Raw genomic sequence first — 13240 nt, 5'->3', positions numbered from 1 at the left:
AAACCTAATCAATAAAAATGAACACACCAGCAGAACTAAAGTACACCAAAGATCATGAGTGGATCAAGGTAGAAGGCGACATTGCAACAATCGGGATCACAGATTATGCCCAGGGAGAATTGGGAGACATCGTTTTCGTAGATGTTGATACCGTTGATGAAGATCTGAACGAAGGCGACGTATTCGGAAGTGTAGAAGCTGTCAAGACGGTTTCTGATCTTTATCTCCCAGTAGCCGGAACAGTTTTGGAAATTAATGCAGATCTGGAAGATCAGCCAGAGTTGCTGAACACAGATCCTTACGGAAAAGGATGGATTATAAAACTTAAAGTAGCCGACTCAGCAGATTTGTCTACATTATTATCAGCAGAAGAATATCAAGAGGTTGTTGGATAATCTATTAAAGAAATATAGTAAGATCATATTGCCCATTTATTGGGCATTTCTTACTTATATGCTGTTGCGTCCGGGCATCGAGAACAAAGAATACACCTTTATGTTCAGACATATAGATAAACTTATTCATTTCTCAATATTTTTTCTTTTAGGGTTTTTCTTTCGATTGCGCTTCCCTGGAGCAAAACTTCTTGTTTTCTTGCTCATTTTAGTATCTTATGGGCTTCTTACCGAGATTTTGCAGGATGTTATGAAATGGGGAAGGTCTTTGGAAATTTTGGATGCTGTCGCAGATACATTGGGCTTATTACTCTCATATTATGTGTATGGCAAATATGAAAAATTTTGTAACAGAATTTAGAAATCCTCTTTTGAATTTCAATAATTTTATCAGTCATTCCTGGCTTTTACAAATAATAAATTTATTTAAAATGACTTTTCTGATTTTTAAAGCCTAAATAATCTGAAAAATTCCAATAAAAAAGAAGATTAAAATTTGAAATCTAAAAAAAAACACTAAATTTGCAAACCAATAAAACGGTGCTTTGGCCGAGTGGCTAGGCAGTGGTCTGCAACACCATCTACAGCGGTTCGAATCCGCTAGGCACCTCACTTGTAAATCCTAATTCACTTACTAATAGTGTTTTAGGGTTTTTTGTTTTAATATGTATGCAAAAAAAGTAGGAAGACCAACGAAGCATCCCCCTACTTGTATTTTTAGAAGCAAGTATTTTGCCAATATTGGTTTTAGAAATTTTTCACGAGTCCAATTCCTGCGGTTTTATTCTGGTAGAAAGGCATGATCATCGTAGAAGAGTTCTTATTTTTTCCAGTCAACAACTTATTAATTTTGGGGTACAGCCAGTAAGAAGCTTCCGTAGATAAAATACCGATTCCTGCACCTGCAACCACGTCACTGAACCAATGCTTATCATTCAACATTCTGTAAACGCCCGTGAAAACCGCCAAAGAATAACCGGAAACTCCCAACCAGAAATTGGTGTCCTTATATTCTCGGTACATGAATTGTGCTGATGCAAACGCAAAAGCGGTATGACCGGAAGGAAATGATAAATTATTCGACTGGTCGGGTCTTTCTTCTTTTGCCAAATGTTTTGTAGGCATTACAACCGCGGATGCCAATAACAATGATGTGCCGTAAATGATGCTTCGGTCCCGGAAATTATGTTTTCCCTCCACTCCAAAAGCATTCAGTCCATAAACCAGAGCAGCAGGAGCAAATTGCGTGTAATTGTCAAGCCGTATGTGGTCAGGCTGATGTTCGTTGATCTCGGTTCTTGTGGAGAAATTGAGTTGTTTCAATTTATCAAATTTCAAAGTTGCGACACCATAAGTTATAAATGCAGCAGGGATGATCAGTTTTTTATAACTGAATTGATGAGTGCTATCCATATGCAATTCAGGAGTAGAAATGCTGTCTGTTAAATTGTTTTTGACGGATAAGCTGTCCTGGGCAAAAACGTTTTGAGAACTTAATAAAATAATTAATAAGCTCGAGAATATTAGTTTCATAAATTCATTCTGAATTAGATTAACTTTCAAATTTGGTAAGCTGTTTGTCTTTGTAACAATAGAATTCATAGGAAGGTTCATTTCGAAATGTAAAAACCTTTTCCAGATGAATGACATCATAATGATTTTTCAGAGAATCGTATTTGGTTTTAAGATGATGAGGCAATTCTTCAGGATGAATTGGTCTTTCAATTTCCAAGCCGTCATCAAAGGCAAATTCAATTACAAGATTAGTCGACCGCCACGAAATAATAGATTCGCTTTTGACAATAGTAATACCTAATTTATCTTGTTGGATGATTTTATCAGATGTTCCTATCAATAGAGTAATTCCTGCAACGACCATTGCGCAGTAGCCAATTTTTCTGAAGAGATTTTCACTGAGAAAAGGAAGGATATATTTCACAGTATAAGATGAAATGATAGTTGCAACGGCAATCGCTGATCCGAGCCATAAAGCCATATTGGAATAAAGTCCGAGCGAAATATAGATCACCAATTTGATAAGATGCAGGAAAACTTCATTTGCGGCGCGGGTTGCCACAATCTCTTCTTTTTTTAATCCGAATTTCAAGTAAAATCGATTAAACAAAAGTCCGATTGCACCTGTAATTCCGGAAACAAATCCTGTCAGAAAACCGATGATCGCTAAAATGTATTTCGGGGAAACTTTTTCATCAGTTTCGTCGTTCTTTACTTTTTTGAAAAGTTGAGGAATATTGGCAATAAGGAAAAATGCAACAACCAATTGAAGATAATTCGGATTGATGTATTTGATGAGGCAAGCACCAATTAAAACCGCAGGAATCGAAAACGGGACAAACCAAAAGAAAATCTTCCAGTTGATGTGTTTTTTGAAAACAGCAATTCGTGATACCGAACTTGTGAATGTCCCAACTGTAAGAGAAAATGGAACAAAAGAAGTCGGTAACAACAGATTCAGGATTGGAATTAAAATGAGACTTGCTCCGCCTCCGCAAATGGCGCTCAGCCAGAATGCAAAAATGGTCCAGAAGAACAATAAAATAACTTCAACAATCATTTTTAGTAATAAAAAAGGTTACACCATCAATTTTATTTGACAAAGGTGCAACCTGATTTAGAAGATATTTTGAAGAAAGCTATTGTGCTTTCATTTTTCCATTTTTGAATCTTTCACTGGCAGTCTTATGATAAGGAATCGTTTCAGAAACCAATTTTTGATTTTGATTTCAATTCAGACAAGCATTGATTCTTTTGGTCGAGGTCATCGATTGATTTTATGCTTTTGGTTTAAGTTGTCTGGATAAAAAGACAAGTGCTGCGATGCCTAAACCTGTCAATATAAGGTTTTTTTGTTTTTTAGAAGGACTTAGCATCGTTTGCCCATAGATTCGCATCGGGTTTTTGGAAGGCGTCAGAACATTGCCGTCGGTATCCGTTTCGCTGTCTTCTTTCATTAACAAACGTAAGCCTGCTGAAGTTGCATTGATGATTGGTCTTGGAAACAGACTATACATTCCTTTCATCATTAGAGAAGAGAGATCTGTAAACTTACTTTTCTTTGGGTTTTTTGCCATTTCTACCATTGCCGTTGCTAATATCTTCGGGTCAGAGGCAGTTGGAGGAATTTTAAAATCTAAACCTGAGTATTTTGCCGAGTGCATATTACCTGTAGATTTCTGAATGCTTGGATACAAAGCACAAACGTGAATATCCGGCTCATCAGAAACCTCGCCTTGCAGACATTCGGTCATTCCGCGAATCCCATATTTTGATGCTGAATAAGCAGTCCCATAAGGTGCCGGCATCCATCCCCCAATGGAAATATTATTGATGAGAATCCCGTGGGTCTGTTTTTTGAAAATGGGTAAAATTGCTCTTGCACCGTGCAAATAGCCGAGGAGATTGGTTTTGATGACCTGGTCGATGACCTCGATCGGTGTTTCCTCATATTTCCCAGTCGCCATAACGCCTGCATTATTGACCCAAAAATCAATAGTTCCTGTTACTTTCAAAGCTTCTTCTGCTAGTTTTTCAACTTCTTTAAAATCTGAAACATCGGTTGGGATAGCAATTGCAGAGGCTCCCAAACTTTGACAAGTTTGAACTGCTTTTTCCAAAGCGTCTTTTCCACGCGCTGCTAATACAAGATTACAGCCTTCTTGGGCAAACAGTTCTGCAGCTGCCAAACCAACTCCGCTGGATGCACCTGTTATAACTACGGTTCTATTATTTAGATTGTGTAATTTCATAATATTTTGATTTTGGAATTCAATCTAATTCAAAGAACATACCACCAAATCTTCAATTTATTTTTATCATTAATATTATTATAAAATCAAAATATTATATTTTTCGTAATAGGGCTATAATACAGAAAGGTCACGGAAAGCATACAGAGACCTCACGGCGATAGCTTGAATGTGAAGCAATAACATTTTCAATCATAATGTAATTTTATTATTGATTTAACATCAGCTTGGCAAACGTTTTGTAAGTATCATTTACATAACTCACAACAAAATAACATAATAAATATGGAAGCCACAGAACTTAGATTGAATAACTTGATGATGTATGGAGACTCTATTGTACCAATCATTGGAATGGAAAGCAGCCAAGAGAGTGTTCTTGTAAAGATCGATCAGGACACCGCTGTAGATTATAGGAGACTGAAGCCAATTGCTCTGACTGTCGAATGGTTTTCAAAATTGGGATTTAAAGAAGCGTACCGTTCGAAAAGTAGAATCAGATTTGATTTACCGAATTGTTGTCGATACGATTTTGATCTGGATTCCAGCAAAATATTAGAGGGCTTCTTGTTTTTTGGAAATTATATCAAATGCAATCATCTTCATCAGCTTCAGAATATCTACTTTACATTGACTGGCGAGGAACTCAAAATAGAGCCCAATTTTCAACAAGTACAAACTACTCTATCATAAATATTCTCGAAACCCTGATTTGTAAAAATCAGGGTTTTTATTTTATGATTAATGATGGAAATCTAATTTCTTACTTCTAATTTCTAACATCTTTCAAAGAAAACTCCTTACTTTTGTGTAAAATTGTTTAGAATTGAAAACCCATTTTATTGCCATTGGTGGTTCTGCGATGCACAATCTTGCCATTGCACTCAAAGATAAAGGCTATCAGGTAACTGGTTCCGATGATGCTATTTTTGAACCTTCAAGATCTCGATTGGAAAGAAAAGGAATTCTTCCTGCAGAGTTAGGTTGGTTTCCCGAAAAACTAACTTCGGATATTGATGCTGTAATCCTTGGAATGCACGCTCACGCAGATAATCCGGAATTAGCAAAGGCTAAAGAATTGGGATTGAAGATCTATTCTTATCCGGAGTTTCTCTACGAACAATCCAAAGAGAAAACGAGAGTTGTAATTGGTGGTTCTCATGGGAAAACAACAATTACGTCAATGATTCTTCATGTTTTGAATTTTCATCAGAAAGACATCGACTACATGGTTGGTGCACAATTAGAAGGCTTTGATTGTATGGTGAAAATCACGAATGATAATGATTTTATGATTCTCGAAGGCGACGAATATCTGTCTTCGCCAATTGATCTGCGTTCTAAGTTTTTATTGTATCAACCCAATATCGCTTTGATTTCTGGAATTGCCTGGGACCATATTAATGTTTTCAAAACTTTTGATGATTACGTTGATCAGTTTAGAAAATTTGTGGCAAGTATTACACCGGGAGGAGTTTTGGTTTATAATGTTGAGGATATGGAAGTGGTAAAAGTAGTAGAAAGTGCCGAAAATTATTTCAGAAAAATCCCCTACAAAACGCCAGATTACGAAATCGTTAATGGAATTGTAAACCTGAAAACCGATATGGGAGACATTCCGTTATCAGTCTTCGGAAAACACAATTTGCTGAATATGGAAGGCGCAAGATTCATCTGTTCGCAATTGGGAATTATGGAAGAGGAATTTTATGAAGCTATAATGAGTTTCAAAGGTGCATCGAAACGTCTGGAGAAAGTTGAACGGGCTGATGGCGGTTTGCTTTACAAAGATTTTGCACATGCACCAAGCAAAGTAAAGGCTACGGTTTCCGCTTTTGCAGAACAATTTTCAAAGACTGAAACTTTTGGTTTCTTGGAATTGCATACTTATTCCAGCCTGAATCCGGTTTTCCTGGAACAGTATGACCACGCAATGGATGGTTTGGATAATGCAATAGTTTTCTATTCGGAAGATGCGTTGAAGATCAAAAGAATGGATCCGATTTCTCCAGAATTGATCAAAGAAAAATTCAAAAACGAAAATCTGAAAGTCTTTACCAATGCAGAAGATTTGCATACTTATTGGGAAAATCTTGATAAAACCAAAGGTGCATTTGTAATGATGAGTTCCGGTAATTTCGGAGGTGTTGATTTGACTAAATAAAAAATCAATCCAATAACAAAAGATCCTCTTGAGAAAATCAAGAGGATTTAATTTTGACTAATTTGTTTGTTAGGTTAGTCTAACATTTATATATTTGTCAATGAAAATATTTGTTTTATGATTGTGAAATATTCTTTATTCGGTTTTGTCTTCCTTTTGACAGGTTCTGTTTTTATTAAATCTCAGGAGATGAAAACTGACACTGTCAATATTCAAAAGGTTGATAGCATTAGTATTGAAGAAAAACAACATAAAACGTCAAACATAGATGAAGTGGTAATTTCCGGAACCATGAAAGAAGTGAATCGTTTGGAAAGCCCAGTTCCCGTAGAAATTTACACACCAAAATTTTTCAGAAAAAACCCAACGCCGAGTATTTTTGATGCTTTGCAAAATATCAATGGTGTTCGTCCTCAGCTCAACTGTAATATTTGTAACACGGGCGATATCCATATCAATGGTTTGGAAGGTCCCTATACAATGGTTTTGATTGATGGGATGCCGATTGTGAGTTCATTGGGAACAGTCTATGGACTTTCCGGGATTCCAAATTCGCTGGTAGAAAGAATCGAAATTGTAAAAGGTCCCGCTTCTTCTCTCTATGGAAGCGAGGCTGTTGGCGGGCTCATTAATATCATTACAAAGAAACCTCAAAATGCACCATTAGCAACGGTAGATTTGATGTCGACGACCTGGGGAGAATACAATGTGGATTTGGGTTTCAAATTCAATGCAGGGAAAAAAACGAGTGTTTTGACAGGAATCAATTATTTTAATTTCCAGAATAAAATCGATAACAACCACGATAATTTCACAGATGTCACTTTACAAAACCGAATTTCCGTTTTCCAAAAATGGAATTTTGAAAGAAAAGAAAATCGACTATTCACAATTGCCGGACGCTATATGTATGAAGACCGTTGGGGCGGCGACATCCGGTGGAACAGATCTTTCCGGGGTGGTGACCAAATCTATGGCGAAAGTATCTACACCAACCGGGCGGAGATCTTAGGTAATTATCAACTTCCTGTGAATGAAAAAATGTTCTTTGCGTTTTCATTGATCAATCATGATCAGGACAGCCGCTATGGAACGGTCTCTTACATCGCCAATCAGAAAATATCTTTTGGACAACTGACTTGGGACAAGAAGCTGGGCAATCACGATTTGTTGGCTGGAACTGCTTTGAGATATACTTATTATGATGACAACACACCAGCGACAAATTTAGAAGCCCAGAAGACCTGGCTTCCCGGTATTTTTATTCAGGATGAGATTACATTGGCAGAGAAACACAAGCTTTTGTTGGGTTTCAGATATGACCATAATAATATTCACGGGAATATTTTTACACCGAGATTGGCTTACAAATGGTCTGTTAACGATAATAATATTTTAAGGTTCAATGCTGGGACAGGTTTCCGGGTTGTCAATCTTTTCACAGAAGACCACGCCGCTTTGACTGGTGCAAGAGATGTGATTATTCTTAACGATTTAAAACCCGAAAAATCTTATAACGCCAATCTGAATTTTGTCAAGAAAATCTACTTTGATTCAGGAAGCTTTGTGGGATTGGAAGCTTCTGCTTTTTATACTTATTTCACCAACAGAATTGTTCCGGATTACGAAACGGATGCGAATAAAATCATCTATGATAATCTGGACGGTCATGCCGTGAGCAAAGGTCTCAGCCTGAATGCAGATTTGACTTTCACCAATGGTTTAAAATTCATTCTCGGTGGAACTTTGATGGAGAATACAATTACCGAAAACGGAATTACAGAACAACAAATGCTGACCGAAAAATTCACTGGAACTTGGACGGTTTCTTATAAAATCAAACCTTGGAATTTATCTGTTGATTACACGGGAAATATCTATGGTCCGATGCGTTTGCCTTTGTTGGGAGAACTTGACCCTAGAAAACCGATGTCGCCTTGGTGGAGCATTCAGAATATTCAATTTACGTATGATGGTTTCAAGAAATTTGAAATTTATGCAGGTGTAAAAAACTTGCTCAATTGGACTCCGAACAAAGGAAATCCTTTTATTATCGCAAGGTCAAATGATCCGTTTGATAACAATGTTGTTTATAATGGAAATGGTCAGGTTGTTGCAACGCCAGATAATCCTTACGCATTGACTTTTGACCCATCCTATGTTTACGCGCCAAATCAAGGAATCCGTGGTTTTTTGGGAATTAGATTTAATTTTAATTAAGATGAAATTTTGTGATGTCATATTTAAATCAGCAATTCTGGGAAGTGTTCTGCTTTCCGGAATTTGCTTTTCGCAGATTAAGAATCATCAATTTGAAGAATTAGAAAATTTACAAAAATCGCATAATCAAAATGATATAATTTTCATTAAAACCGATTGGTGCGACTACTGCAAAGCAATGGAAAATACGACTTTCAAAAATCAAAAAGTTATCGAAGCTATTAACCAAAATTTCTATTTCATCAACTTCAATGCAGAAGAAAAACGGAATATTAATTTCGCTGGAAAAATATTTCATTACAAACCAACAGGCACCAATACAGGAATCCACGAACTGGCAGAAACTTTGACACAAGATAAAACAACATATCCAAGTTTAATTATTTTAAATCCTCAGAATGAAATCATTTTTCAATATAATGGCTATCTAAGATCTTCGGAACTTCTGGATATTCTCAATAAAATTGAAAAATAAAAAGTGCCCAAATAATCTCGGACACTTCTATAATAATTGATATTGATTAAAACTTAATCTCTTCTGCTCAAGAATATTCTCAAAATATACCAGAACAAAAGCATTATAGATGAGAACATTTGCAAAGCTGCGCCTACATATTGTCCTTTTGTGTAAACATTTTTGATGTTGTAAGTCTCGTAAAGAATACTCGCGCTCGCCAATCCAACCATCGCCAGAGAGAACCAAAGTCCCAAATTGAATCCGAAAATAGCACCCACAACGATAACGCCTAGTGCTACAAAACCACCAATGACGATAATATTTCTCAGGAAAGAAAAATCTTTATTGGTGAAAAACACTGTTGCTGTTAATCCGGCGAACATAAAAAGTGTTACCAAAGCCGCTTGTGTGATGATCTGTGGCGCATACAAACTTGCGATTCCCAACATTGGCAAGAAAATCACGGCTTCTATCAAAACAAACAATCCCAATCCTAGATATTGCGTGTTTTTGGACACAGAGAAGGATAATTTTGTTGCCAGCATAGACACCATCCAAAAAATCCCAATCACTGCAAGCCAAATATATTTTCCCGTCATCAAGGACAAAATCGTCTCCAACGGAATCGTTTGCAATAACAAATATTCCACGGCTCCAAACGCCAAAATCGCAACTGCAACGTGCATATATGTTTTCCTGTAAAATTCTGCTCTTTCGATTTCTGACAACTGAGAAACCATTAATGAATCATTCATCTGTACTAATTTTAATATTCTCAAAGATAACATTTTCTATTAAAAACGAATCTTAAGGATTTCATAATTATTTTTAGGAGCCGGGAACCTGCTGTCCGCTGTATCTTTTTTGTCGAACGAAGTGAAGTAATCTTACAATCGCAATGACAAAAAAGGATGCCGCTACCATCAGGGCTAGGGCATTCAACATCCAAACAACAGCAGCTATAAAAACACAATTTTGTCATTCCACAGGAATCTAAATTGCTGAGATTCCTCATAACAACAAACAAACTTTAGCTGAGCGAAGCGCCTTTGCGAACCCTAAAATATTTTCCATAATGAAAAAAAATCTTTGCGCACTTTGTGTTCAAATCATAGTATCAGAAAAAAATATTACATTTGAGAAAAGCCAAATCTAATAAAATGAGATACGTTCAGCTGGGGAAAGTTCCTCAAAAAAGACATACGATTTTCAAGTCAGAAGATGACCAATTCTATTACGAACAACTCTTTGGAACAGAAGGTTTTCACGGCATTGCATCTTTGCTTTATCATACACATCGCCCGACTCAAATCAAATCAATCGGAGAAGCAAAAGATGTGACGCCAAAAATTGCGATCGAGAAAAACGTAACGCCAAGAATGATAAAAGGTGCAAAAGTGACTGCTGAAGACGATTTTTTGGAAAGCCGAAAAGTTCTGATGCTAAACAATGATTTGAAAATGGGTTTGGCAAAACCAAGAAAATCGACCGATTATTTCTATAAAAATGCAGAATGCGACGAATTACTTTTTGTTCACGAAGGAAAAGGAATTCTGAAAACAATGCTCGGAAATATTGAGTTTTCTGTTGGTGATTATCTCATTATTCCAAGAGGAACGATTTATCAATTAGAAGTAGAAACCGAACAAAATGTTTTCTTTTTCATAGAAGCACATTCGCCGATTTACACACCAAAACGTTATCGCAATGAGTTTGGTCAATTGTTGGAACATTCACCTTTTTGTGAGAGAGATATTATTCCGCCAACATTTGTAGAGCCAAAAAATGAAAAAGGAGATTTTCTTATCAAAGTCAAAAAAGAAAATCAGATAACGGATTTCATTTACGCAACGCATCCATTTGATGTTGTTGGTTGGGACGGTTATTTTTATCCATATAAATTCAATATCAAAAATTTTGAACCAATTACGGGAAGAGTTCATCAACCGCCTCCGGTTCATCAGAATTTTGAAGCACATAACTTTGTAGTTTGTTCATTCTGTGCACGGATGTATGATTATCATCCGCAAGCGATTCCTGCACCTTACAATCATTCCAACATCGATTCTGATGAGGTTTTGTTTTACACAGAAGGCGATTTTATGAGCAGAAATCACGTCGATTTGATGGATTTTTCTCTTCACCCAGGTGGAATTGTTCACGGTCCGCATCCAGGCGCAATGGAAAGAAGTATCGGTAAAAAATTCACTGAGGAATATGCAGTAATGGTTGACCCGTTCCGACCTTTGAAGCTAACGGAAGAAGCGATAAAAGTAGAAGACCCAAGTTATAAAATAAGTTGGTTGGAATAATCTAAAAAACAATAAAAGCTAACGGAAATGTTAGCTTTTTTAATTTAGTTTAAATATTAAATCATCAACTTCCCGCAAACGGACTTCCAAAGATCCCAACAGCCAATTCTGTCCAAACCAAAATTAGAAGCGCAAGAGTAATTAAAATCAATATCGACCTGATTTTTAAGGTTTTAGACTTTTCTAAAATGATTTTAATGATAAATGCTGTTCCGAAGAGTATAACTCCGGCTGCAACAAAATCCAGGGGCGACCAATTCCAGCTTTTGGAAAACTGCATTGCTATGATCGGATACTCAATAAAACTACCGGAATAGAAAATAAAACAATGTTTGTTTGGCTTTTTGTAATCATAATATTTAATTTAAATTATAAAGAACTTTGAATTACAAAGTAAATAAAATTTATTTTAACTTTTCAAATTATTTTTAATTATTTTATTCAAATGTTTAAAAATGAGTGACTTGAAAATTGATAGAAAGAAACAATGACTTTTCCCCAAACTGATAACGCTCATCTTTTATATTTACAGTATTGATTAATTTTGAAGAAACAATAGAACCTATGGTCAATTACGTTAGCCCAGAAGAAGCGGTTTCAATAATTAAAAGTGGTGACAGGATTTTTGGTCACGGAAGTGCTTGTACACCTAATATTTTCTATGATGAATTGGCAAAGCAATCTTCCCGTTTAAAAGATGTGGAAATGGTTTCCATCACACAACAAGGAAATGTTGAAATTGCAAAACCAGAATATAAAGATAGTTTTTACATCAACTCATTATTTACATCAGCACCGGTTCGTAATGCTGTGAATGGCGAAAACGGAGATTATGTTCCAATTTTCCTAAGCGAAATTCCGATTCTTTTCAAGAACGAGATCTTACCAATCGATGTCGCAATGATCACTGTCTCTCCACCAGATGGTCATGGTTATTGTACTTTGGGAACTTCGGTTGATGTGGCCAGAAGCGCCATTGATACAGCCAAAAAGATCATTGCGATTGTCAATCCCAAAATGCCAAGAACGCATGGCGACGGAATGATTCACATCAGTAGAATCGAGAAATTGGTTTGGAGCGAAGAAGAACTTCTAACCATCGATTATGGAGCAAAAGTAGGAGCGGAAGAGATGTTGATCGGAAGACACGTTGCAGAATTGATTGATGACAAAGCGACACTCCAAATGGGAATCGGAACTATTCCCGATGCTGTTTTGAAATGCCTTAATAATCACAAAGATTTGGGAATCCATACCGAGATGCTGAGTGATGGTGTTGTAGATTTGATCCTGAATGATATTGTTAATAATAAATATAAAGGAACGCATACCAACAGAACGATTACCAGTTTTTGTTTCGGAACCAGAAAATTGTATGATTTTGTAGATGACAATCCGGCAATTGCTTTTATGGACGTTCAGCACGTTAATTTCCCGATCAATATTATGAAAAACAAAAAAGTCCATGCCATCAATTCTGCTATTGAAATAGATTTGACAGGGCAAGTTTGTGCAGACTCTATCGGAACGATGCAGTTTAGCGGGATTGGTGGACAGATGGATTTTATGCGTGGCGCAGCATTGAGTGAAGGTGGAAAACCTATTATGGCATTATCATCCCGAACTAAAAAAGATGTTCCGAGAATTGTTCCGTTTTTAAAGCAAGGAGCAGGCGTTGTAACAACTAGAGGCCACATTCATTATGTCGTTACGGAATTTGGAACAGCCTATCTTTATGGGAAAAATCTTCGTCAACGTGCAAAAGCTTTGATAGAAATTTCTCATCCGGATGACAGAGAAATGCTCGACAAAGCCGCATTCGAAAGGTTCAAATAAAAAATTAAACAATCTTTTAAATTTCATACTATTTATCGTACATTTGAGATAGCATGAAAATTTTGAGGGTTTGAAATCGATTTATAATT

At 36.4% G+C, this 13240-nt stretch carries 13 protein-coding genes and 1 tRNA gene; 9 read left to right on the top strand and 5 right to left on the bottom strand.

From position 1 onward, the window contains the following. Positions 1-17 precede the first annotated feature (17 nt). The 3 genes from gcvH (at position 18) to RTX21_RS03405 (ending at position 1005) form a co-directional block, all read left to right on the top strand. Positions 18-395, top strand: a complete 378-nt coding sequence (gene gcvH, locus RTX21_RS03415; RefSeq protein ID WP_312765295.1) for a glycine cleavage system protein GcvH — start codon at positions 18-20, stop codon at positions 393-395. Further along, entirely contained in the window at positions 388-756 is a 369-nt protein-coding gene (locus RTX21_RS03410; RefSeq protein WP_312765294.1) for a VanZ family protein, read from the top strand. The genes gcvH and RTX21_RS03410 overlap by 8 nt, the downstream gene beginning before the upstream one ends. Positions 757-934: 178 nt before the next feature. Then, positions 935-1005, top strand: a tRNA-Cys gene (locus RTX21_RS03405). A gap of 137 nt (positions 1006-1142) precedes the next feature. Here the strand turns inward: RTX21_RS03405 and RTX21_RS03400 are convergent. From RTX21_RS03400 to RTX21_RS03390, 3 genes are all read right to left on the bottom strand, one after another. Beyond that, entirely contained in the window at positions 1143-1928 is a 786-nt protein-coding gene (locus RTX21_RS03400; protein WP_312765293.1) for a phosphatase PAP2 family protein, read from the bottom strand. A 19-nt stretch (positions 1929-1947) separates the two neighbouring features. Then, positions 1948-2970, bottom strand: a complete 1023-nt coding sequence (locus RTX21_RS03395; protein ID WP_312765292.1) for a sulfite exporter TauE/SafE family protein — start codon at positions 2968-2970, stop codon at positions 1948-1950. 217 nt (positions 2971-3187) lie between these two features. Further along, positions 3188-4162: an SDR family oxidoreductase gene (locus tag RTX21_RS03390; protein ID WP_312765291.1), complete on the bottom strand. Its 975-nt coding sequence runs from the start codon at positions 4160-4162 to the stop codon at positions 3188-3190. Between the two features lie 285 nt (positions 4163-4447). On the opposite strand from RTX21_RS03390, the gene RTX21_RS03385 reads away from it, so the two are divergent. From RTX21_RS03385 to RTX21_RS03370, 4 genes are all read left to right on the top strand, one after another. Then, entirely contained in the window at positions 4448-4855 is a 408-nt protein-coding gene (locus RTX21_RS03385; protein ID WP_312765290.1) for a hypothetical protein, read from the top strand. Positions 4856-4988: 133 nt separating this feature from the next. After that, positions 4989-6326 (top strand): Mur ligase family protein, encoded by a 1338-nt coding sequence (gene murC, locus RTX21_RS03380; protein WP_312765289.1) that lies wholly within the window; start codon positions 4989-4991, stop codon positions 6324-6326. 117 nt (positions 6327-6443) lie between these two features. Continuing rightward, positions 6444-8546: a TonB-dependent receptor domain-containing protein gene (locus RTX21_RS03375; RefSeq protein ID WP_312765288.1), complete on the top strand. Its 2103-nt coding sequence runs from the start codon at positions 6444-6446 to the stop codon at positions 8544-8546. A 1-nt stretch (position 8547) separates the two neighbouring features. Then, positions 8548-9021 (top strand): thioredoxin family protein, encoded by a 474-nt coding sequence (locus RTX21_RS03370; RefSeq protein WP_312765287.1) that lies wholly within the window; start codon positions 8548-8550, stop codon positions 9019-9021. Between the two features lie 53 nt (positions 9022-9074). Here the strand turns inward: RTX21_RS03370 and RTX21_RS03365 are convergent, their stop codons facing one another. Then, the gene (locus RTX21_RS03365) at positions 9075-9758 is read right to left on the bottom strand and encodes a Bax inhibitor-1 family protein (RefSeq protein ID WP_248875902.1); all 684 of its coding nucleotides are present in this window, start codon (positions 9756-9758) and stop codon (positions 9075-9077) included. A 405-nt stretch (positions 9759-10163) separates the two neighbouring features. Between RTX21_RS03365 and RTX21_RS03360 the strand changes: the two genes are divergently transcribed. Beyond that, on the top strand, positions 10164-11315 hold the full coding sequence (locus tag RTX21_RS03360) for a homogentisate 1,2-dioxygenase (protein WP_312765286.1): 1152 nt from the start codon (positions 10164-10166) through the stop codon (positions 11313-11315). A gap of 64 nt (positions 11316-11379) precedes the next feature. Here RTX21_RS03360 and RTX21_RS03355 read toward each other — a convergent pair whose 3' ends face one another. Next, positions 11380-11595, bottom strand: a complete 216-nt coding sequence (locus RTX21_RS03355; RefSeq protein WP_312765285.1) for a hypothetical protein — start codon at positions 11593-11595, stop codon at positions 11380-11382. Positions 11596-11879: 284 nt separating this feature from the next. On the opposite strand from RTX21_RS03355, the gene RTX21_RS03350 reads away from it, so the two are divergent. Beyond that, positions 11880-13151 carry an acetyl-CoA hydrolase/transferase C-terminal domain-containing protein gene (locus tag RTX21_RS03350; protein WP_312765284.1) on the top strand — a complete coding sequence of 424 codons (1272 nt, stop codon included), beginning with the start codon at positions 11880-11882 and terminating at the stop codon, positions 13149-13151. Positions 13152-13240 lie beyond the last annotated feature (89 nt).

Source organism: Epilithonimonas sp., assembly GCF_032054305.1.
Classification (GTDB): domain Bacteria; phylum Bacteroidota; class Bacteroidia; order Flavobacteriales; family Weeksellaceae; genus Epilithonimonas.
Note: the sequence above shows the minus strand (reverse complement) of the source record. Positions and strands in the feature narration are given on the sequence as shown.

Excerpts from the sequence above, each read along its gene's own strand:
- RTX21_RS03355 (WP_312765285.1), bottom strand. The coding sequence starts at position 11,595 with ATGCAGTTTTCCAAAAGCTGGAATTGGTCGCCCCTGGATTTTGTTGCA.
- RTX21_RS03365 (WP_248875902.1), bottom strand. The coding sequence starts at position 9,758 with ATGAATGATTCATTAATGGTTTCTCAGTTGTCAGAAATCGAAAGAGCA.
- RTX21_RS03350 (WP_312765284.1), top strand. The coding sequence starts at position 11,880 with ATGGTCAATTACGTTAGCCCAGAAGAAGCGGTTTCAATAATTAAAAGT.
- RTX21_RS03360 (WP_312765286.1), top strand. The coding sequence starts at position 10,164 with ATGAGATACGTTCAGCTGGGGAAAGTTCCTCAAAAAAGACATACGATT.
- RTX21_RS03385 (WP_312765290.1), top strand. The coding sequence starts at position 4,448 with ATGGAAGCCACAGAACTTAGATTGAATAACTTGATGATGTATGGAGAC.
- RTX21_RS03375 (WP_312765288.1), top strand. The coding sequence starts at position 6,444 with ATGATTGTGAAATATTCTTTATTCGGTTTTGTCTTCCTTTTGACAGGT.
- RTX21_RS03400 (WP_312765293.1), bottom strand. The coding sequence starts at position 1,928 with ATGAAACTAATATTCTCGAGCTTATTAATTATTTTATTAAGTTCTCAA.
- gcvH (WP_312765295.1), top strand. The coding sequence starts at position 18 with ATGAACACACCAGCAGAACTAAAGTACACCAAAGATCATGAGTGGATC.
- RTX21_RS03390 (WP_312765291.1), bottom strand. The coding sequence starts at position 4,162 with ATGAAATTACACAATCTAAATAATAGAACCGTAGTTATAACAGGTGCA.
- RTX21_RS03370 (WP_312765287.1), top strand. The coding sequence starts at position 8,548 with ATGAAATTTTGTGATGTCATATTTAAATCAGCAATTCTGGGAAGTGTT.
- RTX21_RS03395 (WP_312765292.1), bottom strand. The coding sequence starts at position 2,970 with ATGATTGTTGAAGTTATTTTATTGTTCTTCTGGACCATTTTTGCATTC.